Genomic DNA, 20,050 nt, shown 5'->3' with positions numbered 1-20,050 from the left:
GTGGCCGCGGGCTCTACCCCGCCAACTCGGCGGCGCTGCCCGGGCTCTACCTCGCCGGCGGCTGGGCGCACCCCGGCGGCGGGCTGGCGCACGCCGGGATGACGGGGGCGCTGGTGGCCGGACTGATCGTGGAGGGCGCGGAGTTCCGCGGCTCGCGGTAGGAGCGGCCCGCCGCCCGCGGGACGGGCCGGCAGGGCTGGTGGCCGTGGCCGGTGGCCGGTGGCCGGTGGCCGGTGGGGCTAGTAGCGGTACTGGTCGTACTCGTTCGTGCCCTGGTACGGGTACTGCTGCTGCTCCTCGGCCGGGTAGCCCGGGGCGGCCCCGTCGGTGGAGCGCTGCTGCGGGACCCAGACCCCGCCGGGCGGAGTGTCCATGGAGTACTGCTGCTGGGCGGCCGCGTACGGGTCGGGGGCGTAGCCGCCGTAGGCGGTGGGCTGGGGGTATTCGTACGGCTGTTGCGGGGCGACGGCTCCGCCGGTGCCGATGTACGGGTCCGAGTACGCGGCGTAGACCTGCTGTTCGCCGGGGGCCGGGTAGCCGGTGGTGTAGTCGTAGCCGCCCTGGCCCTGCGGCTCGTAGTAGGCCGCGTACTGGTGGGAGTCCTGCTCGCCCGCGGTGAACGGCGAGGCGAAGGAGGCGGTTTCGAAGCTCTGGACCCCGTACGAGCCGGTGTCCTCGTCCATCGGCTGCGCGGCGTAGAACTGCTGGTCCCCCGCGTGCCCCTGCTCGGCGGCGGGCCGGGATCCGGCAGTGGATCCGCCGCCGGCTCCGGCGAACTCGTCTTCGGCGAACTCCGCGGAATCCTCGGCCGCGGAATCGGGCCCGTACTCCAGGGCCGTCACTTGCAGGGCCGGCTCCGGGCGCGGTCCGCCCGCGGACCGGCGGCGCCGGTTCTGCTGCGGAGCGGCCTCGGCGGCGGCCTTGCCACGGCGCAGCGCCCAGCCGGCCACGAAGCCCTTGCGGAAGGAGAGGGTCACCAGCGTCTGGCCGGCCGCGAACGCGAGCGCGCCGGCGGCGATGACGAGCACGGACGGCAGTACGACGCCCGCGACGACGCCCAGGAAGCCCGCGAAGGCGAGCAGGCGCCAGCGCAGCCGGGCCTTGTACTGCATCAGGACCTCGGCAAGCAGCCACAGCGCGACGAAACCGAACGCGATGTAGAGGACCGTCATTCCCATGCATGGCCCCTCTCGGTGCGGCCGCACACGGGTACGGCCGATCAGGCCCGCTGGTGCAGGCCCAGGTTCTCGTAGATCTCGAGGGTCGCCGTCGAATTGTTCAGCGTGATGAAGTGCAGTCCCGGGACACCTTCGGACAGCAGCCGCGCGCAGAACTCCGTGGCGAACTCGATGCCAATGGAGCGTACAGCGGCCGGATCGTCCTTGACGGCGAGCATGCGCTCTTTCACGGCCGCGGGGAAGACCGCGGTGCTGAGTTGCGGAAGCCGGTCGAGCTGCTTGATGCCCACAACAGGCATGACCTCGGGGATGATCGGGGTCTCGCAGCCCGCCTTGGCGACGCTGTCGCGCATCCTCAGATAATTCTCCGGGTCGAAGAACATCTGTGTGATCGCGTAGTCGGCTCCCGCACGGCACTTGTCCACGAAGTGCCGGATGTCCGTGTCCCAGTCCTCCGAGCGCGGGTGCATCTCGGGGAAGGCCGCGACGCCGACGCAGAAGTCGCCGGACTCCTTGAGCAGGCGCACCAGGTCGGCGGCGTAGTGCACGCCCTCGGAGTGGGGCACCCACGGGCCCATCGGGTCGCCCGGCGGGTCTCCGCGCAGCGCGAGCATGTTGCGGATGCCGGCGTCGGCGAACTGGCCGATGACGTGGCGCAGCTCGGCGATGGAGTGGTCCACGGCGGTGAGGTGCGCGACGGGGGTCAGCGTGGTGTTCGCGGCGATCTGCTCGGTGGCCCGCACGGTCCCGCCGCGGGTGGAGCCGCCGGCTCCGTAGGTGACGGAGACGAAGCTCGGGGCCACCGCCTCGATCCGGCGCAGGGCGTTCCAGAGGTTGCGCTCACCCTTCTCGGTCTTGGGTGCCCAGAACTCGAAGGAGTACGAGCGCCCGGACGCGAGGAGGTCGCGGACCGTGTGTGCACGATCCGACCAGGTGGAAGCGGTACCAAGGGCCATACCGGCAGGTTAGACGGGGGCCGGTGGACGCCGAAGCGCTGTCCATCCCTTGGACGCGGAAATGAGACGGCGGGCGGGCGGAAGGGGAGGACGGGACGGCATCAGCCGAGCCGGGCGCGGACCCGCCGGGCGAGGTCGGCGGCGGCCGCACCCGGGTCGGAGGCCTCGGTGAGGGCCCGGACGACCACGACGCGGGAGGCTCCGGCGTCCAGTACCTCGTCCAGGTTCGACGCGTCGATCCCGCCGATGGCGAACCACGGCCGGTCCTGCGCGAGGGAGGCCGCGTGGCGGACCAGCCCGAGTCCGGGGGCGTGGCGGCCGGGCTTGGTGGGAGTGGGCCAGCACGGGCCGGTGCAGAAGTAGTCGACTCCGGGCTCGGCGGCGGCCGCGTCGGCCTCGGCCTCGGAGTGGCAGGAGCGCCCGATGAGGACCTCCCGGCCGAGGACGGCGCGGGCGGCGGGCACCGGGATGTCGCCCTGGCCCAGATGCAGCACGTCCGAGCCGATGGCGTGCGCGACGTCGGCGCGGTCGTTGACGGCGAGCAGCTTGCCGTGGCGGCGGGCCGCGTCGGCGAACACCTGGAGGTGCTCGAGCTCTTCGCCGGCCTCCATGCCCTTGTCGCGGAGCTGGACGATGTCCACGCCGCCGACGAGGACGGCGTCCAGGAACTCCGGGAGGTCGCCCTGCCGCTTGCGGGCGTCCGTGCACAGGTAGAGCCGGGCGTCGGACAGCTGGGCGGCGATGGCGGACATGGGTACCCCCGGGTGGTGTGTCTCGTTCGTACGTACGCGGTGTGCGGGACCCGGCAAGGGACCCGCACACCGCGTGTGGCATTGCGCCGTGTACTGCTACTGCTACTGCGACTGCTGTTTCTGCTGCCGCTACTGCTGCTCCTGCGGGATCGGGTCAGATGGCGAGCGCCTGAGCGCGGCGCTTCACCTCCGTGCCGCGATTCTCGCCCAGCGCCTGCACCGGGGTGCCCGGCAGCGTGTCGTCGGGGGTGAACAGCCACTCCAGGATCTCCATGTCGGAGAACCGGTCGTCGCGGAGCACGGTCAGCAGGCCGACCAGGCCCTTGACGATCTTGTCCCCGTCGATGAAGGCCGCGGGCACCTGGAGGGAACGGTTCTCGCCGCGACGCACCGCGAGCAGCTGACCTTCCTTGACCAGCTGGCGGACCTTCGTCACTTCGATGTCGAGCTTCTCCGCGATGTCGGGGAGGTACAGCCAGGCGGGAACAAGGGCATCGATCTTTGCGTCAATCTCGGTCACGGGCACAAGCCTGCCATCTCGCTAGAGCAGCGTCGACTTCAGCGCGACCGCCGGATCGGCGACCCGGGCCGGGTCGAGGGCCGCGCCCGACTCGATGAGGCGCCGGCCCTGGGCCAGGTCGCGCGGGCGGCCCACCGCGAGGACCGCGACCAGACGGCCGTCGCGCAGCCAGCAGACCGACCAGGTCTCGGCCGCCGGGTCCCCGCGCCACAGCATGGTGTCCGCGCCGCCGTGGTGGCCCGCGTACTGCACGAAGCGGCCGAACTGCTCCGACCAGAAGTACGGGACCGGGTCGTAGACCTGGCCCGCGGAGCCGGGGGCCACCGAGTCCCGCGCCGCCGAGCCCGGGGCCGCCGAGTCCCGCGCCGCCGAGCCCTGGGCGACGACGTTCGCGGCGACCGCCCTCGGGCCCTGCAGCGCGTTGTCCCAGTGGTGCACGAGCAGGCGCGTGCCGTACCGCGCCGACGGGAAGGAAGCGCAGTCCCCCACCGCGTACACCCCGGGTACCGAGGTCCGCAGGTGCTCGTCCGCGACGACCGCGCCGTCCGGGCCCAGCTCGACCCCGGACCCGGCGAGCCAGTCCGTCGCGGGGCGGGCCCCGATGCCCACCACGACGGCCCCGGCCGCGAGCTCGCGGCCGTCCGCCAGGAGGACCCTGCCTGCCTCGACCGAGGCCACGCGCGCGCCGGTCAGCAGCGTGGCGCCCGCCTGCGCGTACCAGCGCCCCATCGGCTCGGCGACCTCCGCCGGCAGGGCCCCGGCGAGGACCCGGTCGGCCGCTTCGACCACCGTCACCTCGCAGCCGGCCTCGCGCGCCGCCGTGGCGAACTCCGCGCCGATCCAGCCCGCGCCGACGACCACCACCGCCGATCCGGTCGCCAGGACGGGGCGCAGCCGGGCCGCGTCGTCCAGGGTGCGCAGCAGGTGCACGCCGGGGACCCCCTCCGCACCGGGCAGGGTGAGCGGTCGCGCGCCGGTCGCCAGCACGAGGACCCCGTACGGGACCGGGCCCGCCTCGGTGTCCACCTCGTGCTCCGCGGCGCGCAGGCCGGTCACTTCGACGCCGAGCCGCAGTTCGATGCCGAGCCCCTCGAAGTCGACGTCGAAGGCAGAGTCCTCGGCCTTGCCGAGGAGCACCGCCTTGGACAGCGGGGGGCGGTCGTAGGGCTGGTGGGGTTCGGCACCCAGGAGGGTGACGGGGCCGGTCCAGCCCTGTTCCCGCAGGGCGACCGCGGTCTGGACCCCGGCCATTCCGGCGCCGACGACGACGGCGCGCTGGGTGTGTTCGGTCTGTTCCGTCTGCTCGCTCACCCGGCCCACCCTAATCATCTGATGGCCCGTCAGGAATAGCGGGCGGGGCCGGTCCGGTCCCCGGGCGTGCGCCGGGACCGGGGAGGCAGCCTTACCGGCCGTCGGCCCCGGCGTTACTCTGGCCACCGAACCTATCGCGGGAGTCCGGGCGCACCGGGCTGAGAGGGAGGCTGGCCGGCCTCCGACCGTACGAACCTGATCCGGGTCATGCCGGCGAAGGGAGGGGCTGGACGCCCATGCATTCATCCGTGCGCACGACCGCGCATCCATCCGCACACCCGTCCGGGAAGAGCCGCAGTTCCGGATACGACGTCCTCGTCATCGGGGGCGGCATCATCGGCCTGGTCACCGCCTGGCGGGCGGCCCGCGCCGGACTGCGCACCGCCCTCGCCGATCCGGCGCCCGGCGGCGGCGCCGCGCAGGTCGCGGCCGGCATGCTCGCCGCCGTCACCGAACTGCACTACGGCGAGGAGACCCTGCTCGGGCTGAACCTCGCCTCCGCCGCCCGCTACCCGCAGTTCGCCGCCGACCTGGCCGACGCCAGCGGCGGCATGGACATCGGCTACCGCGCCTGCGGCACCCTCGCCGTCGCCCTCGACTCCGACGACCGCCTCCACCTGCGCGAACTGCACGCGCTCCAGCGTCGCTGCGGCCTGGAATCGCAGTGGCTGACCGGCCGCGAGTGCCGCCGCCTGGAGCCCATGCTGGCCCCGGGCGTACGCGGCGGCCTGCGCGTGGACGGCGACCACCAGGTCGACCCGCGCCGCCTCTCGGCCGCGCTGCTGGCCGCCTGCGAGCGCGCGGGGGTGTCCTTCCACCGGGCGGCCGCCTCCCGGCTGCTGACCGGCGCCGACCGGGCCGTCGGCGCGGTCCTCGACGACCGGGACGCCACCGAGGTGCGTGCCGACCAGGTGGTGCTGGCGGCGGGCTCGCTCAGCGGCCGGCTGGACGGCGTACCGCCCGAGGTCGTGGCCCCCGTACGGCCGGTGAAGGGCCAGGTGCTGCGGCTCTCGGTGCCGCCCGCGTACGCGCCGTTCCTGTCCCGGACCGTACGGGCCGTCGTGCGCGGCAGCCACGTCTACCTGGTGCCGCGCGAGAACGGCGAGCTCGTCATCGGCGCCACCAGCGAGGAACTCGGCTGGGACACCACCGTCACCGCGGGCGGGGTCTACGAGCTCCTGCGCGACGCCCACGAGCTGGTGCCCGGCATCACCGAACTCCCGCTGGTGGAGACCCGGGCCGGGCTGCGACCCGGTTCGCCGGACAACGCCCCGCTGCTCGGCCCCACCGACCTGCCGGGCCTGCACCTGGCCACCGGGCACTACCGCAACGGGGTCCTGCTGACCCCGCTGACCGGCGACGTCATGGCGGAGCTGCTGACCACCGGCGAACTGCCGGAGATCGCCCGCCCCTTCACCCCGCGCCGCTTCGCCCTCACGCGACAGGAGTCGTACGCATGACCATCTCCGTCAACGGCGAGCCGCTCGAGATCGCGGCCGGCACCATGCTCGCGGCCGTGATCGCCACGCTCACCCAGGCCACCAAGGGGGTCGCCGCGGCCCTCAACGAGACCGTGGTGCCGCGCGGCCAGTGGCCCTACACCTCCGTGTCGGACGGCGACCGCGTCGAGGTCCTCACCGCGGTTCAGGGAGGCTGACCCGATGGCCGACGACGTCTTCACCCTGGGCGGCCGGACCTTCTCCTCGCGCCTGATCATGGGCACGGGCGGGGCCCCCAGCCTGGACATCCTGGAGCGGGCCCTGCTCGCGTCCGGTACGGAACTCACCACGGTCGCGATGCGGCGCCTCGATCCCACGGTCCAGGGCTCGGTGCTGTCCGTCCTGACCCGGCTCGGGATCGCGGTGCTGCCCAACACGGCGGGCTGCTTCACGGCGGGCGAGGCCGTGCTGACGGCCCGGCTGGCGCGCGAGGCCCTCGGCACCGACTGGATCAAGCTGGAGGTCGTCGCGGACGAGCGGACGCTCCTGCCCGACGGGGTCGAGCTGCTGGACGCGGCGGAGATCCTGGTCGACGAGGGCTTCACGGTGCTGCCCTACACGAACGACGACCCGGTGCTCGCGCGGAAGCTGGAGGACGTGGGCTGCGCGGCGATCATGCCGCTGGGGTCTCCGATCGGCTCCGGGATGGGCATCCGCAACCCGCACAACTTCGAGCTCATGGTCGAGCGGGCGGGCGTCCCCGTCATCCTGGACGCGGGCGCCGGCACCGCCTCGGACGTGGCCCTGGCCATGGAGCTGGGCTGCTCGGCCGTGATGCTCGCCTCGGCGGTGACCCGCGCGCAGCTGCCCGTCCTGATGGCCGCGGCGATGCGGGACGCGGTCTCGGCGGGCCGCCTGGCCTTCCGGGCGGGCCGCATCCCCCAGCGCCGCTTCGCCGAAGCCTCTTCCCCGACGGAGGGCCGCGCGGCCCTCGACCCGGAGCGCCCGGCGTTCTGACGGCGCGGCCGTACGGGTTCCGGTGCGCGGGGGCATCACCCCCTCGCGCCCCGGTCGGGGCGGCTGCGCCGGTCGAGCCCAGTGCGGGTCTACTCGACCGCGCGCCGGTCGGCCGGGAGTACTTCCTCAACACCTCCGGGGGAGCACCTAATGAGTGGTGCTCAGCCGCTCCGTGGCGGACGCCCCGCCGGCTGCCAGCCGCTGTGTGATCCGGTCGAACAAGTCCGTCAGGGGCCCACCGACGTCCTGGCCGAACTCGGTCAGCCCGTAGGTGACTTGGGGTGGCGTCGTCGGCTCGACCTTCCGCCAGACCAGGTCGTCCTGGACCAGTGCGCGCAGTGTCTGGGCGAGCATCTTCTCGCTGATGCCCTGGATGCTGTCGCGCAGCTCGTAAAACCGAAGGTCGGTGCTCCGCAAGGAGATCAGCACCCAGATTCCCCACCTGCTGGTCACGTGGTCGACCACGTCGCGCGCTGGGCAGTCGGTGTGAAACACCTCATACCGATGGCCCGCCTCAACCTGCGTCAGCTGCGCACCTTCTCCCATGTCCGGAGCTTACCTCTGGGTGTGTTCTTACGAAAAGTAAGCCCGCCTCCTAGCGTCAATTTCCGCAGTGCACAACGGACTAGGAGCCGAACATGATCGTGGTGACCGGAGCTACCGGGAATGTGGGCCGACCTTTGACGCAGGCCCTGGCCAAGGCGGGCGAGCAGGTGACGGCGGTGTCACGGCACGCGGCGGCAATGCCGGCCGGGGTCCGGCACGTGTCGGCCGACCTGGCCGAGCCGCAGGGCCTCACCCCCGCTTTGGACGGGGCGAAGGCGCTGTTCCTCCTGCTGTCCGGCGACCTGCACGCACCCGGAGCCAGGCCGACCGACATCATCGACCTGGCTGCTGCCAGCGGGGTCCGCCGAGTCGTCCTGCTGTCTTCGCAGGGCGTGGCGACGAGGCCGCTCGGCCCGTCGCGGATCGCGATGCGCGCAGTGGAGGACGCGTTGAGAGGGTCCGGCCTGGACTGGGCCGTCCTACGACCGGGCGGCTTCGCCTCCAACGCCATGGCGTGGGCGGAGTCCGTCCGCACACGAGGGACGGTCGCCGCACCCTTCGGCGATGTCGGGGTTCCGGTCGTCGACCCGGCGGACATCGCCGAGGTCGCGGCGGCCTGCCTGCTGGACGACCGGCACACCGGCGGAACCTTCGAGCTGACCGGGCCCTCGGTGATCACACCCCGACAGCAGTCGGAGGCCATCGCCGCCGCGCTCGGCTCGCCGGTGCGGTTCCACGAACTCACCCGCGAGGAGGCCAAAGCCGCGATGACCCGGTTCGTGCCGCCGGAGCTCGCCGACGACACCCTGGACATCATTTCCGCCCCGAACCCCGCCGAACTGCGGATCAGCTCGGACGTGGGACGAGTCCTCGGTCGCGCTCCGCGCCCCTTCGACAACTGGGTCGCCCGCAACATCGCCGCTTTTCGCTGAGGCACGACTCAGCTGAAGCGCCCGGGCCGCCCCGTGCGACCACGGCCGCACGGGGCGGCCCCGTAGCGTCACCGCCTCCCGGAGCGGGGGCCCGTACGGCCGCACCGTCACAGGTCGGCTGCAACCCCGGGGACCCGGGACGGGCCCCCACCCGGCCCTCGTAGAATCTCCGGGTGGACACGACCCTGGATGACCCCCTCGTCGGGCGGACGCTCGACGGCCGCTACCGCGTGGACGCCCGCATCGCGGCCGGCGGCATGGCCACGGTCTACCGGGCCGTGGACACCCGCCTCGACCGCATCCTCGCGCTGAAGGTGATGCACCCGGCGCTCGCGGCCGACGGCGGCTTCGTCGACCGGTTCATCCGCGAGGCCAAGTCCGTCGCCCGCCTCGCCCACCCCAACGTGGTGGCCGTCTTCGACCAGGGCACGGACGGGCCGTACACCTACCTCGCCATGGAGTACGTCTCCGGCTGCACCCTGCGCGACCTGCTGCGCGAGCGCGGAGCGCTCCAGCCGCGCGCGGCCCTGGACATCCTCGAACCGGTCCTCGCCGCCCTCGGCGCCGCGCACCGGGCCGGCTTCGTGCACCGGGACATGAAGCCCGAGAACGTGCTGATCGGCGACGACGGCCGCGTCAAGGTGGCCGACTTCGGGCTGGTCCGGTCGGTCGACGCCGTCACGAACACCACCGGCTCCATCCTGGGAACCGTCTCCTACCTCGCACCCGAGCAGATCCAGAACGGGGTCACCGACACCCGCGTGGACGTCTACGCCTGCGGGGTCGTGCTCTACGAGATGCTCACCGGCGCCAAGCCCCACACCGGCACCAATCCCGCGCAGGTCCTCTACCAGCACCTCAACGAGGACGTGCCGCCCCCGTCCGCCATCGTCCCCGGACTGCCCGCCGCGCTCGACGAGCTCGTCGCCTACGCCACCGCGCGCGACCCCGAGCTGCGCCCCCGCGACGCGGCCGGGCTCCTCGGACTGGCCATAGAAGCCCGCGCGCAGCTCGCCGAGGCCGAGCTGGACGCGGTACCGCCGCAGGCGCGCGCCGCGGAGCGGACGGCCGCCGAGGACCGCACCAGCGTGATCGCCCGGCCCGTGGCCCCGCCCGTCTCCCACACCTCCCGGCTCGCCTCGCCGCCGCTGCCGCCCGCGCCCGCGGCCGGACCGCGGATCCGCCGCCGCGGCGTGCTGCTCGTCGTCGTCGGCGTACTGCTCGCCCTCGGCTTCGGCACGGGTGTCTGGTACATCAGCTCGGGTCAGTTCACCAAGGTGCCGAACCTGCTCGGCAAGACCGAGGCGGAGGCCAAGTCCCAGCTGTCGGCGGCCGGCCTCGGAGTGAAACGGATCGACCGGAAGTTCAGCGCCGGCTTCGCCAAGGGGACGGTGATGAACACCGATCCCGCGGGCGGCAAGCGCATCCGCGGCAACGCGGCGGTCGTCGTCACCATCTCGCGCGGCCCCGAGGTCGTGGCGGTGCCCAACGTGAAGGGCAAGCCGCTGGAGGCGGCCAAGACCGAGCTGACCTCGGCCGGTCTCGCCCTCGGGATCGTCACGCACGCCTTCAGTCAGGACGTCGCCCAGGGCTCGGTGATCAGTACGGATCCGGCGGCGGACGGCCCGAAGCGCGCCCTGGACACCGCGGTCTCGATCGTGGTCAGCAAGGGCCGCCCGGTGCAGGTCCCGAGCGTCGCCGGCAAGCCCCTCGACCAGGCCCGGACCGCTCTGGAGGGGCTGGGCCTGAAGGTGGAGACCGCTCCCGAGCAGGTCAACTCCCCCTCCCCCGCCGGTACGGTCGCCAATCAGTCGGTGGCCGCCGGCACCCAGGCCGCGGCCGGCGACGCGGTCACGCTCACCGTGTCCAAGGGCCCCCGCCAGGTCCAGGTGCCGGACGTCACCGGCCAGGAGTCGGACGCGGCCCGCAAGACCCTGGAGGGCCTGGGCTTCAAGGTGAAGGTCGACAAACCGTTCCTCTCCTTCAGCAACACCGTCGACTCCCAGTCGGTACCCGGCGGCCAGAGCGCCGCCGAGGGCAGCACGATCACCATCAGGACCAAGGGGCTGTAGCACCACGCCATGAGCAATTCGATGAGCCGCAATCCAGTGGGCGGGCACGTCCCGGTGGCGGGCGGGCTCGCCGCGGTCGGCCTGGCCTACGCCCGTGAGATGGGCGCCGAGGCCGTCCAGGTCTTCGTCGCGAACCCGCGCGGCTGGGCCACGCCGCTCGGCAACCCGGCGCAGGACGAGCTGTTCCGCGAGAGCTGCGCGGCCGAGTCGGTCCCGGCGTACGTGCACGCGCCCTATCTGATCAACTTCGGCTCGCACACCGAGGCGACCGTCGAGAAGTCGGTGGAATCGCTGCGGCACTCGCTGCGCCGGGCCCGCGCGATCGGGGCGCTCGGCGTGGTCGTGCACACCGGCTCGGCGACCGGGGGCCGCCCGCGCGAGGCGGCGTACGCGCAGATCAGGCAGCACATGCTGCCGCTGCTGGACGAGCTGACGCACGAGGACGACCCCTTCCTGCTGCTGGAGTCGACGGCCGGGCAGGGTTCCTCGCTGTGCTCGCGGAGCTGGGACTTCGGCCCGTACTTCGACGCGCTCGACCATCATCCGAAGCTGGGGATCTGCCTCGACACCTGCCACGTCTTCGCCGCCGGGCACGACCTGGCGGAGCCGGGCGGGACGAAGCAGACCCTGGACCTGCTGGTGGACACCGTGGGCGAGGGCCGGCTGAAGCTGGTCCACGCGAACGACTCCAAGGAGGGCGTGGGCGCCCACAAGGACCGGCACGAGAACATCGGGCGGGGCCACATCGGCCGGGACGCCTTCGCGGAGCTGTTCACGCACCCGGCGATGGAGGGCGTACCGCTGATCACGGAGACGCCGGGCGGCAAGGAAGGGCACGCGGCGGACGTGGCGCTGCTGAAGGAGCTCCGCGACTTCGGCTGATCTTGAGGAATACCCCCGGGGGGTATACGGTTCTGTCTTGTCGACAGGGTCGCTACTCGGGTTTCCCACAGGGGGTCGTCATGGAGCACACGCACCACCACGGGCACGACGAACAGCACGAACACCAGCACCACGAGCAGCACGAGCACCACGCCCACCACGAACACACGGGCGGACACGGCACCGCGAAGGTCAGCTGGGCGATGGCGGCGAAGGCCACCCTGCACTGCCTGACCGGATGCGCCATCGGCGAGGTGCTCGGCATGGTCATCGGCACCGCGCTCGGCTGGGGGAACGTGCCGACGATGGCCCTCGCGATCGTCCTCGCGTTCTTCTTCGGCTACGCGCTCACCCTGCGCGGGATCCGCTCGGCCGGCGTGGACCTCCGTACGGCCGTCCGGGTGGCTCTGGCGGCGGACACCCTTTCGATCGCCGTCATGGAGCTGATCGACAACGGGGTGATCGTCCTCTGGCCAGGCGCCATGGACGCCATGCTCTCGGACGCGCTGTTCTGGATCGCCCTCGCGATCTCGCTCGCCCTGGCCTTCGTCGTCACGACCCCGGTCAACCGGTGGATGATCGGCCGGGGCAAGGGGCACGCCGTCGTACACCAGTACCACCACTGAACCGGGGGGAGCGGTGGCGGGAGCGGGAGCGCGGCGGACGGGCCCTACAGCTCGGGGCCGTCCCCCGGCTCCTCCTGGTAGGAGTAGCGCTGCTCCCGCCAGGGGTCGCCGATGTTGTGGTAGCCGCGCTCCTCCCAGAAGCCGCGGCGGTCGGCGGTCATGTACTCGATGCCGCGGACCCACTTGGGGCCCTTCCACGCGTACAGGTGCGGCACGACGAGCCGCAGCGGGAACCCGTGTTCGGCGGTGAGCAGCTCACCGCCCTGGTGGGTGGCGAAGAGGGCCCGCCCGGAGGAGAAGTCGGCGAGGCGCATATTGGAGCTGAAGCCGTACTCGGCCCACACCATCACGTGCGTGACCTGCGGGGACGGCGGCGCGAGGTCGAGGATCGTGCGGGTGAGCACCCCGCCCCATTCGGCGCCCGTCATGCTGAACTTCGTCACGCAGTGCAGGTCCGCCACGACGGACTCGAACGGCAGGGCCGCGAACTCCTCGTGGTTCCAGCAGTGCTTCTCGCCGTCGGCGGTAGCGCCGAAGACGCGGAACTCCCAGCGGTCGGGCTTGAACTTGGGCACCGGACCGTAGTGGGTGACCGGCCAGCCTCGCTGCAACCGCTGCCCCGGGGGAAGCTCCAGCTGCTCTGATCCCGGAGATTCCCGGCTTTCCGGCTGACCCATGTCTCCATGGTGACAGACGTCGCGGGGTGGTCATGACCAGCTGCGACCCGATTCGGGCAAGTCCCTGCAACTCCCACTAAGGAGGCACTTACTGGACGGCTTCCGACGGCGGTGCGAGGATGCGCGCACCTGCCCAGTCACATTGCTGACATTGCTTGGAAGGAGCCTCTGCGATGCAGGGCGACCCCGAGGTCCTCGAATTTCTGAACGAGCAGCTGACCGGTGAGCTGACCGCCATCAACCAGTACTGGCTGCACTACCGCATCCAGGACAACAAGGGATGGACCAAGCTCGCCAAGTACACGCGTGAAGAGTCCATCGATGAGATGAAGCACGCGGACAAGATCACCGAGCGCATCCTGATGCTCGACGGTCTGCCGAACTACCAGCGCCTCTTCCACGTGCGCGTAGGTCAGACGCTGACGGAGATGTTCCAGGCGGACCGGCAGGTCGAGGTCGAGGCGATCGACCGCCTCAAGCGCGGCATCGAGGTCATGCGCGGCAAGGGTGACGTCACCTCGGCGCGGCTCTTCGAGGAGATCCTGGAGGACGAGGAGCACCACATCGACTACCTCGACACCCAGCTGGAGCTCATCGAGTCCATCGGCGAGGCGCTCTACATCGCGCAGCTCATCGAACAGCCCAGCTGACCGGTCCGGCGGGCTGGGGCCCTACGCCGCTTCCGCGAGCACGGGCGGGGCCACGAGCGCCGAGTCGGCGGCGAGCACGGCGGCGGCGTCGCCCTTCTCCAGCAGCTCACGGCGCGGGCAGGCCCCGCGGCCGAGGAGGCCCTGGATGGTGCGCACGCAGGAACCGCAGTCGGTGCCGGCCTTGGTGGCGGACGCGATCTGGCGCGGGGTGCAGGCCCCGGCGGCCGCGTGGTCCTTGACCTGCTCGTCGGTGATCCCGAAGCAAGAGCAGACGTACACGCGGTTCACCTCCCTGACAGGAACGGTTCGGCGAGCCATCCCGTATTCGGTGAGGCTTACCTAACCGTACCGAAAGTTAGGCAAGCCTAAAAGCCCTGGACATGACGATGGGGCGCGGATCACATCGATCCGCGCCCCATCGTCGTCGAAAGCTACAACGTCAAGATCGCGCCTACTGGTCGCGGTACATCTCGGCCACCAGGAACGCCAGGTCCAGGGACTGGCTGCGGTTCAGGCGGGGGTCGCAGGCCGTCTCGTAGCGCTGGTGCAGGTCGTCGACGAAGATCTCGTCGCCGCCGCCCACGCACTCGGTGACGTCGTCACCGGTGAGCTCGACGTGGATGCCGCCCGGGTGGGTGCCGAGGCCCTTGTGGACCTCGAAGAAGCCCTTGACCTCGTCGAGCACGTCGTCGAAACGCCGCGTCTTGTGTCCGGAGGCCGCCTCGAAGGTGTTGCCGTGCATCGGGTCGGTGACCCAGACGACGTTCGCGCCGGAGGCGGTGACCTTCTCGACCAGCTCGGGGAGCTTGTCGCGGACCTTGTCGGCGCCCATGCGGACGACGAAGGTCAGCCGGCCCGGCTGGCGGTCGGGGTCCAGGCGGTCGATGTACGTCAGCGCCTCGTCCACCGTGGTGGTGGGGCCGAGCTTGACGCCGATCGGGTTGGCGATCTGCGAGCAGAACTCGATGTGCGCGTGGTCCAGCTGGCGGGTGCGCTCACCGATCCAGACCATGTGGCCGGAGGTGTCGTACAGCTTGCCGGTGCGCGAGTCCGTACGGGTGAGGGCGCCCTCGTAGTCGAGGAGCAGCGCCTCGTGCGAGGAGTAGAACTCGACCGCCTTGAACTCGGCCGGGTCCGTGCCGCACGCCTTCATGAAGTTCAGCGCGTTGTCGATCTCCCGCGCGAGCTGCTCGTAGCGCTGCCCGGAGGGGGAGGACTTCACGAAGTCCTGGTTCCAGGCGTGGACCTGGCGCAGGTCGGCGTATCCGCCGGTGGTGAAGGCGCGCACCAGGTTCAGCGTGGAGGCGGAGGCGTGGTACATGCGCTTCAGCCGCTCGGGGTCCGGGATCCGGGCCTCTTCGGTGAAGGGGAAGCCGTTGACGGAGTCGCCGCGGTAGGTCGGCAGGGTGATGCCGTCGCGGGTCTCGGTGTCCTTCGAACGCGGCTTGGAGTACTGGCCCGCGATGCGGCCGACCTTGACGACCGGCACGGAGGCCGCGTACGTCAGGACGGCGCTCATCTGGAGCAGCGTCTTCAGCTTGGCGCGGATGTGGTCGGCGGAAACGGCGTCGAAGGCCTCGGCGCAGTCGCCGCCCTGCAGCAGGAACGCCTCGCCCTTGGCGACGGCTCCCAGACGGGTGCGCAGCTGGTCGCACTCACCCGCGAAAACGAGGGGAGGATACGACTCGAGGTCCGCGACGACAGCGCGCAGGGCCTCGGCATCGGGGTACGAAGGCTGCTGCGCCGCGGGAAGGTCTCGCCAGGTCGCCTTGGCGGCGGGGGCATGGGATTCAGCGTTCACGGTCACCCCACACACATTACGGCGTCCCACGGCACGTCCAGCCCGACGCCCACTCCGTGAGACGGATGTCTCTGGATGTGTACCCGCCCGTTCACCACCCCTGGTGGGCTAGGGTTCACCGCATGTACGCGCACTGCGACAAGAACTGGTGGTGGACCGCTCCCGGCGGCCCGCCCCTCGTGCGTACCTGAAGACACGAACGACGCGAAGGCCGCCCCGAGGGGCGGCCTTCCGTGTTTCGCGGAGCGCCGGCCGTCCCTCCACCACCCGGAAGGACGCCCATCCATGCCAATGTCCATGGACCCCAGCCGACCGCACGACCCGCACGGACTGCTCGCACTGACCGCCGCGACGGCTCCGCCGTTCGCGCTGCTGCGCCGCCGCACGCCCGGCCGCGACCACGACACCGTCGAGGTCCTGATCGGCCGGGTCCACGAGGCCGAGCGCCTCGCCGACCTGCCCGTCGGCGAGCGGCCGGCCCTCGCGCTCGTCCCGTTCCGGCAGCTGCGGGAGCGCGGTTTCGACGTGCGGGACGACGGCACGCCGCTGAGCGTGCTGGTCGCCGACGAGGCGTACGAGATCCCGCTGGCGCAGGCCCTGGCCGCGCTGCCGGACCACGAGGTGCGGGTCGACGGCGGCGGCTTCGACGTCCCCGACGAGGAGTACGCGCGGACCGTCCGGCGCGTCATCGAGGACGAGATCGGCCGCGGCGAGGGCGCGAACTTCGTCATCCGGCGCACCTACGAGGGCCGGATCGACGGCTTCGGCCGCGCCGACGCGCTCGCACTGTTCCGGCGGCTGCTGGAGGGCGAGCGGGGCGCGTACTGGACGTACGTGGTCCACACCGGGGACCGGACGCTCGTCGGGGCCAGCCCCGAGGTGCACGTGCGGATGTCCGGGGGCACGGTCGTGATGAACCCGATCAGCGGGACGTACCGGTATCCGGCCGGGGGGCCGACGGCGGAGTCCCTCCTCTCCTTCCTCGGGGACCGCAAGGAGACCGAGGAGCTGTCCATGGTCGTGGACGAGGAGCTCAAGATGATGTGCACGGTCGGGGACATGGGCGGGGTGGTAGTCGGCCCCCGGCTCAAGGAGATGGCGCACCTCGCGCACACCGAGTACGAACTGCGCGGCCGCTCCTCGCTGGACGTGCGGGAGGTCCTGAAGGAGACCATGTTCGCGGCGACGGTGACCGGGTCCCCGGTGCAGAACGCCTGCCGGGTCATCGAGCGGTACGAGACGGGCGGGCGCGGGTACTACGCGGGCGCGCTGGCGCTGCTGGGCGTCGACGGGTCCGGTGCGCAGACGCTGGACTCGCCGATCCTCATCCGCACGGCCGACATCGCCCCGGACGGCGCGCTGCGGGTGCCCGTCGGGGCCACGCTCGTCCGGCACTCCGACCCGGCGGGCGAGGTGGCCGAGACGCACGCGAAGGCGGCGGGCGTCCTGGCGGCGCTGGGGGTGCGCCCGGCGGCCCCGCGGCCGGTCGCCGCCGCACCCGGCCTCGGCTCCGACCCCGGGGTCCAGGCGGCGCTGGCCGCCCGGCGGCGCGACCTGGCACCGTTCTGGCTCCGGATGCAGGAGCGGCCGGCGGTGGTGACGGGCCACGCGCTCGTGGTGGACGGCGAGGACACCTTCACCTCGATGCTGGGGCACGTGCTGCGGGTGGCCGGGCTGGAGGTGACCGTACTGCGTCACGACGACCCGGGCCTGCGGGCGGCGGCCCTGGCCTGGGACGGGCCGATCGTGCTGGGTCCCGGCCCGGGGGACCCGGCGGACCCCTCGGACCCGAAGATGGTGCTGCTGCGCGGGCTGACGGCGCAGCTCCTGGCCTCGCACCGGGGCGGACTGCTCGGGGTCTGCCTCAGCCACCAGCTGCTGGCGGCCGAGCTGGGGCTCCCGCTGGTCCGCAAGGCGGAGCCGGCGCAGGGGGCGCAGACCCGGATCTCGCTGTTCGGGGCGCAGGAGGTGGTGGGCTTCTACAACACGTACGCGGCCCACTGCCCGCAGGAGCTGGAGCAGTCCCTGGCCCTGCGGGGCATCGAAGTCTCCCGGGACTCCGTCACGGGCGAGGTGCACGCGCTGCGCTCCACCGCCGGCGGCTTCGCGAGCGTCCAGTTCCACCCGGAGTCGGTCCTGACCCTGCGGGGTGCGGAGCTGGTCCGGGAGCTGCTGGCGGGGATCAGAACCGCCACGCCGGCGTAACTATGCCGCAGGCGAGCGGAAGCCGCGGACCAGGCTCCAGGTGAGCAACGGGCCCAGCGGGAGCATCGCGTAGAACGCCGCCCCGAACTCGCCCATCGCCAGGGCGACGAGGGGTGGTATCGACAGCACGTGGTCGGCGCAGGTCAGCCACGGGTCGATCCGGGCACCGGGCCCGGCCCGGAGGGCACGCGTCAGCGCACGGGCGGCCGACAGCAGTTGGAGGGCGGCCAGGACCACCAGGGCCCAGAAGAACACTGCGGGTATGTGCACGCGGGTGAATCTAGGCCCCTGGTCAGGCCCTCCCCTCCGGGGGGTCACTCCTGCGGCGACAGCGTGTTCTCGGAGCGGCGGCCCGCCAGGTAGTCCGCGACGTTGGTGACCGTGGTGTCGATGATCTGGCCCACCGCGTCGTGGGTGTAGTACGCCTGGTGGGAGGTGACGACCACGTTGGGGAAGGTGATCAGGCGGGCGAGGGTGTCGTCCTCGACGGCCACCAGGGACCTGTCCAGGAAGAAGAGGCCGGCCTCCGCTTCGTACACGTCCAGGCCCACGCCCGCGAAGCGGCCGGACCGCAACTCCGTGACCAGCGCGTCCGTGTCGACCAGGCCGCCACGGCTGGAGTTCACCAGGATCGCGTCGTCCTTCATCATCTTCAGCGCCTCCGGGCCGATGACGTGGTGCGTGGACTCCAGCAGCGGGACGTGCAGGCTGATGAGGTCCGAGGACGAGAAGAGCGTCTCCTTGTCCACGTACTTCATGCCCAGTTCCACGCACGCCGGGTTCTGCACCACGTCCCAGCCCAGCAGGTCCATCCCGAAGCCGTGCGCGATCCGGGTGAACGCCTCGCCGATCTTGCCGGTGCCGAGCACGCCCACCGTGCGGCCCCGCATGTCGCGGCCCATCAGGCCGTTCAGCCGGAAGTCGAAGTCCCGCGTGCGGTTCGAGGCGCGGACGATCCGCCGGTTCACCGCCAAGGCCAGGGTCCACGCGAACTCGGCCACCGAGTACGGGGAGTAGTACGACACCCGGCTGACCGTCAGGCCGAGCTCGCGCGCGACCGGCAGGTCGATGTTGTTGAAGCCCGTGGAGCGCTGGGCGATCATCTTCGTCCCGCCCGCCGCCAGGATCCGCAGGACGCGCCCGCTCAGGTCCGCGTTCACGCTCGACGAGACGATCTCGTACCCGGCCGCGATGGGGGCGGTGTCCTCGCTCAGGAAGACGTCCAGGCAGCGCACCGCGTGCTGCCCGGCGAAGGCCCTCTCGATGAGCGGCCTCTCGTCTGCCTGCACCCCGAATGCCAGGATTTCCACGTTCGCTCCCGTGCTGCGCGAAAGATTCGGATCATGGGTCGTTCGTCACCTTACGACCCGTGATCCGCCTCCGCGGCCCGGCTCAGCCGAAGAACACCCCGGCCTCCTGGTACAGCGCCGGGTCCACCGTCTTGAGCTGCGCCGTCGCCTCCGCGATCGGCACCCGCACGATGTCCGTGCCCTGTAGCGCGACCATCTTGCCGAAGTCCCCGTCGCGCACCGCGTCGATCGCGTGCAGCCCGAACCGGGTCGCCAGCCACCGGTCGAACGCGCTCGGCGTACCGCCCCGCTGGATGTGGCCGAGCACCGTCGTACGGGCCTCCTTGCCGGTCCGCGCCTCGATCTCCTTGGCCAGCCACTCGCCCACGCCGGAGAGCCGGACGTGCCCGAAAGAGTCCTTCGTCGCGTCCTTCAGGACCATCTCCCCGTCCTTGGGCATCGCGCCCTCCGCGACGCACACGATCGGGGCGTAGCTGGCCTTGAACCGGGAGGTCACCCAGGCGCACACCTGGTCGACGTCGAAGCGCTGCTCCGGGATGAGGATGACGTTGGCGCCGCCGGCGAGGCCCGAGTGCAGGGCGATCCAGCCGGCGTGGCGGCCCATCACCTCGACGACCAGGACCCGCATGTGGGATTCGGCGGTGGTGTGCAGCCGGTCGATCGCCTCGGTGGCGATGCCGACGGCCGTGTCGAAGCCGAAGGTGTAGTCAGTGGCCGACAGGTCGTTGTCGATGGTCTTCGGGACGCCGACGCAGGGGATGCCGTACTCCTCGTACAGCTTGGCGGCCACGCCGAGGGTGTCCTCGCCGCCGATCGCGACGAGGGCGTCCACCTCGTACTTGGCGAGGTTCTCCTTGATCTGGCGGACGCCGTTCTCCAGCTTGAACGGATTGGTGCGCGAGGAGCCGAGGATGGTTCCGCCCCGCGGCAGGATGCCGCGGACGGCGGGGATGCCGAGCGGGACGGTGTTGCCTTCCACCGCTCCGCGCCAGCCGTCCCTGAATCCGATGAACTCGTACGCGTACTCCTGCACGCCCTTGCGCACGACGCTGCGGATGACCGCGTTGAGACCCGGGCAGTCGCCGCCGCCGGTCAGCACTCCGACCTTCATGGAATTTCCCTTCGCCACAGGGCCCGCTGAGGCCGCGGGGCCCGCATGACGGTCACGCTAGTGGT

General features: G+C 71.8%; 21 protein-coding genes, 1 pseudogene and 1 riboswitch. Of the genes and pseudogenes, 10 read left to right on the top strand and 12 right to left on the bottom strand.

What is annotated here, in order from left to right:
- Positions 1 to 161: pseudogene (locus J7E97_RS35910) on the top strand (NAD(P)/FAD-dependent oxidoreductase); the annotation flags it as partial.
- Between the two features lie 78 nt (positions 162 to 239).
- Here J7E97_RS35910 and J7E97_RS18395 read toward each other — a convergent pair.
- The 5 genes from J7E97_RS18395 to J7E97_RS18375 form a co-directional block, all read right to left on the bottom strand.
- The gene (locus J7E97_RS18395; protein WP_215028388.1) at positions 240 to 1,178 is read right to left on the bottom strand and encodes a hypothetical protein; all 939 of its coding nucleotides are present in this window, start codon (positions 1,176 to 1,178) and stop codon (positions 240 to 242) included.
- A gap of 41 nt (positions 1,179 to 1,219) precedes the next feature.
- Entirely contained in the window at positions 1,220 to 2,134 is a 915-nt protein-coding gene (gene metF / locus J7E97_RS18390; protein ID WP_215028387.1) for a methylenetetrahydrofolate reductase [NAD(P)H], read from the bottom strand.
- 101 nt (positions 2,135 to 2,235) lie between these two features.
- Positions 2,236 to 2,886, bottom strand: a complete 651-nt coding sequence (thiE, locus tag J7E97_RS18385; RefSeq protein WP_215028385.1) for a thiamine phosphate synthase — start codon at positions 2,884 to 2,886, stop codon at positions 2,236 to 2,238.
- Between the two features lie 154 nt (positions 2,887 to 3,040).
- On the bottom strand, positions 3,041 to 3,406 hold the full coding sequence (locus tag J7E97_RS18380; protein WP_215028383.1) for an Rv2175c family DNA-binding protein: 366 nt from the start codon (positions 3,404 to 3,406) through the stop codon (positions 3,041 to 3,043).
- A 21-nt stretch (positions 3,407 to 3,427) separates the two neighbouring features.
- Positions 3,428 to 4,717 (bottom strand): NAD(P)/FAD-dependent oxidoreductase, encoded by a 1,290-nt coding sequence (locus J7E97_RS18375; protein WP_215028381.1) that lies wholly within the window; start codon positions 4,715 to 4,717, stop codon positions 3,428 to 3,430.
- A gap of 126 nt (positions 4,718 to 4,843) precedes the next feature.
- A riboswitch (TPP riboswitch) is annotated at positions 4,844 to 4,956 on the top strand.
- Between J7E97_RS18375 and thiO the strand changes: the two genes are divergently transcribed.
- The 3 genes from thiO to J7E97_RS18360 all read left to right on the top strand — a co-directional run bounded on the left by thiO (position 4,954) and on the right by J7E97_RS18360 (position 7,173).
- Complete coding sequence (gene thiO / locus J7E97_RS18370) at positions 4,954 to 6,177, top strand: glycine oxidase ThiO (RefSeq protein ID WP_251054759.1); 1,224 nt, start codon at positions 4,954 to 4,956, stop codon at positions 6,175 to 6,177. It overlaps the preceding riboswitch by 3 nt.
- Positions 6,174 to 6,374, top strand: coding sequence for a sulfur carrier protein ThiS (gene thiS, locus J7E97_RS18365; protein ID WP_215028379.1), 201 nt, complete (start codon positions 6,174 to 6,176; stop codon positions 6,372 to 6,374). The genes thiO and thiS overlap by 4 nt, the downstream gene beginning before the upstream one ends.
- Before the next feature lie 4 nt (positions 6,375 to 6,378).
- On the top strand, positions 6,379 to 7,173 hold the full coding sequence (locus J7E97_RS18360) for a thiazole synthase (RefSeq protein ID WP_215028377.1): 795 nt from the start codon (positions 6,379 to 6,381) through the stop codon (positions 7,171 to 7,173).
- Positions 7,174 to 7,320: 147 nt separating this feature from the next.
- Here the strand turns inward: J7E97_RS18360 and J7E97_RS18355 are convergent, their stop codons facing one another.
- Positions 7,321 to 7,719: a helix-turn-helix domain-containing protein gene (locus tag J7E97_RS18355; protein WP_215028375.1), complete on the bottom strand. Its 399-nt coding sequence runs from the start codon at positions 7,717 to 7,719 to the stop codon at positions 7,321 to 7,323.
- Between the two features lie 92 nt (positions 7,720 to 7,811).
- Here J7E97_RS18355 and J7E97_RS18350 point away from each other — a divergent pair, with 92 nt between their 5' ends.
- From J7E97_RS18350 to J7E97_RS18335, 4 genes are all read left to right on the top strand, one after another.
- Positions 7,812 to 8,651, top strand: coding sequence for an SDR family oxidoreductase (locus tag J7E97_RS18350; protein WP_215028373.1), 840 nt, complete (start codon positions 7,812 to 7,814; stop codon positions 8,649 to 8,651).
- Between the two features lie 173 nt (positions 8,652 to 8,824).
- Positions 8,825 to 10,723 carry a Stk1 family PASTA domain-containing Ser/Thr kinase gene (gene pknB, locus J7E97_RS18345; RefSeq protein ID WP_215028370.1) on the top strand — a complete coding sequence of 633 codons (1,899 nt, stop codon included), beginning with the start codon at positions 8,825 to 8,827 and terminating at the stop codon, positions 10,721 to 10,723.
- A 9-nt stretch (positions 10,724 to 10,732) separates the two neighbouring features.
- The gene (locus J7E97_RS18340; RefSeq protein WP_251054758.1) at positions 10,733 to 11,605 is read left to right on the top strand and encodes a deoxyribonuclease IV; all 873 of its coding nucleotides are present in this window, start codon (positions 10,733 to 10,735) and stop codon (positions 11,603 to 11,605) included.
- Between the two features lie 80 nt (positions 11,606 to 11,685).
- A complete protein-coding gene (locus J7E97_RS18335) occupies positions 11,686 to 12,231 on the top strand; it encodes a DUF4396 domain-containing protein (protein WP_215028368.1) in 546 nt (181 codons plus the stop codon).
- A 44-nt stretch (positions 12,232 to 12,275) separates the two neighbouring features.
- Here the strand turns inward: J7E97_RS18335 and J7E97_RS18330 are convergent, their stop codons facing one another.
- Complete coding sequence (locus J7E97_RS18330) at positions 12,276 to 12,908, bottom strand: sulfite oxidase-like oxidoreductase (protein ID WP_215028367.1); 633 nt, start codon at positions 12,906 to 12,908, stop codon at positions 12,276 to 12,278.
- 173 nt (positions 12,909 to 13,081) lie between these two features.
- On the opposite strand from J7E97_RS18330, the gene bfr reads away from it, so the two are divergent.
- The gene (bfr, locus tag J7E97_RS18325; RefSeq protein ID WP_112446344.1) at positions 13,082 to 13,558 is read left to right on the top strand and encodes a bacterioferritin; all 477 of its coding nucleotides are present in this window, start codon (positions 13,082 to 13,084) and stop codon (positions 13,556 to 13,558) included.
- Between the two features lie 21 nt (positions 13,559 to 13,579).
- Here the strand turns inward: bfr and J7E97_RS18320 are convergent, their stop codons facing one another.
- Positions 13,580 to 13,846, bottom strand: coding sequence for a (2Fe-2S)-binding protein (locus tag J7E97_RS18320; protein ID WP_308346572.1), 267 nt, complete (start codon positions 13,844 to 13,846; stop codon positions 13,580 to 13,582).
- A 163-nt stretch (positions 13,847 to 14,009) separates the two neighbouring features.
- Entirely contained in the window at positions 14,010 to 15,365 is a 1,356-nt protein-coding gene (locus J7E97_RS18315; RefSeq protein WP_215028363.1) for a class II 3-deoxy-7-phosphoheptulonate synthase, read from the bottom strand.
- Between the two features lie 291 nt (positions 15,366 to 15,656).
- Between J7E97_RS18315 and J7E97_RS18310 the strand changes: the two genes are divergently transcribed.
- Positions 15,657 to 17,564, top strand: a complete 1,908-nt coding sequence (locus tag J7E97_RS18310) for an anthranilate synthase family protein (RefSeq protein ID WP_251054764.1) — start codon at positions 15,657 to 15,659, stop codon at positions 17,562 to 17,564.
- Here the strand turns inward: J7E97_RS18310 and J7E97_RS18305 are convergent, their stop codons facing one another.
- The 3 genes from J7E97_RS18305 to J7E97_RS18295 form a co-directional block, all read right to left on the bottom strand.
- Complete coding sequence (locus J7E97_RS18305; protein WP_215028361.1) at positions 17,565 to 17,834, bottom strand: hypothetical protein; 270 nt, start codon at positions 17,832 to 17,834, stop codon at positions 17,565 to 17,567. It lies immediately after the preceding gene.
- A 44-nt stretch (positions 17,835 to 17,878) separates the two neighbouring features.
- Complete coding sequence (locus J7E97_RS18300; RefSeq protein ID WP_215028360.1) at positions 17,879 to 18,874, bottom strand: 2-hydroxyacid dehydrogenase; 996 nt, start codon at positions 18,872 to 18,874, stop codon at positions 17,879 to 17,881.
- Between the two features lie 82 nt (positions 18,875 to 18,956).
- Complete coding sequence (locus J7E97_RS18295; RefSeq protein ID WP_215028359.1) at positions 18,957 to 19,985, bottom strand: 6-phosphofructokinase; 1,029 nt, start codon at positions 19,983 to 19,985, stop codon at positions 18,957 to 18,959.
- Positions 19,986 to 20,050 lie beyond the last annotated feature (65 nt).

Source organism: Streptomyces sp. ISL-66, from assembly GCF_018614135.1.
Classification (GTDB): Bacteria; Actinomycetota; Actinomycetes; order Streptomycetales; family Streptomycetaceae; genus Streptomyces.
Note: the sequence above shows the minus strand (reverse complement) of the source record. Positions and strands in the feature narration are given on the sequence as shown.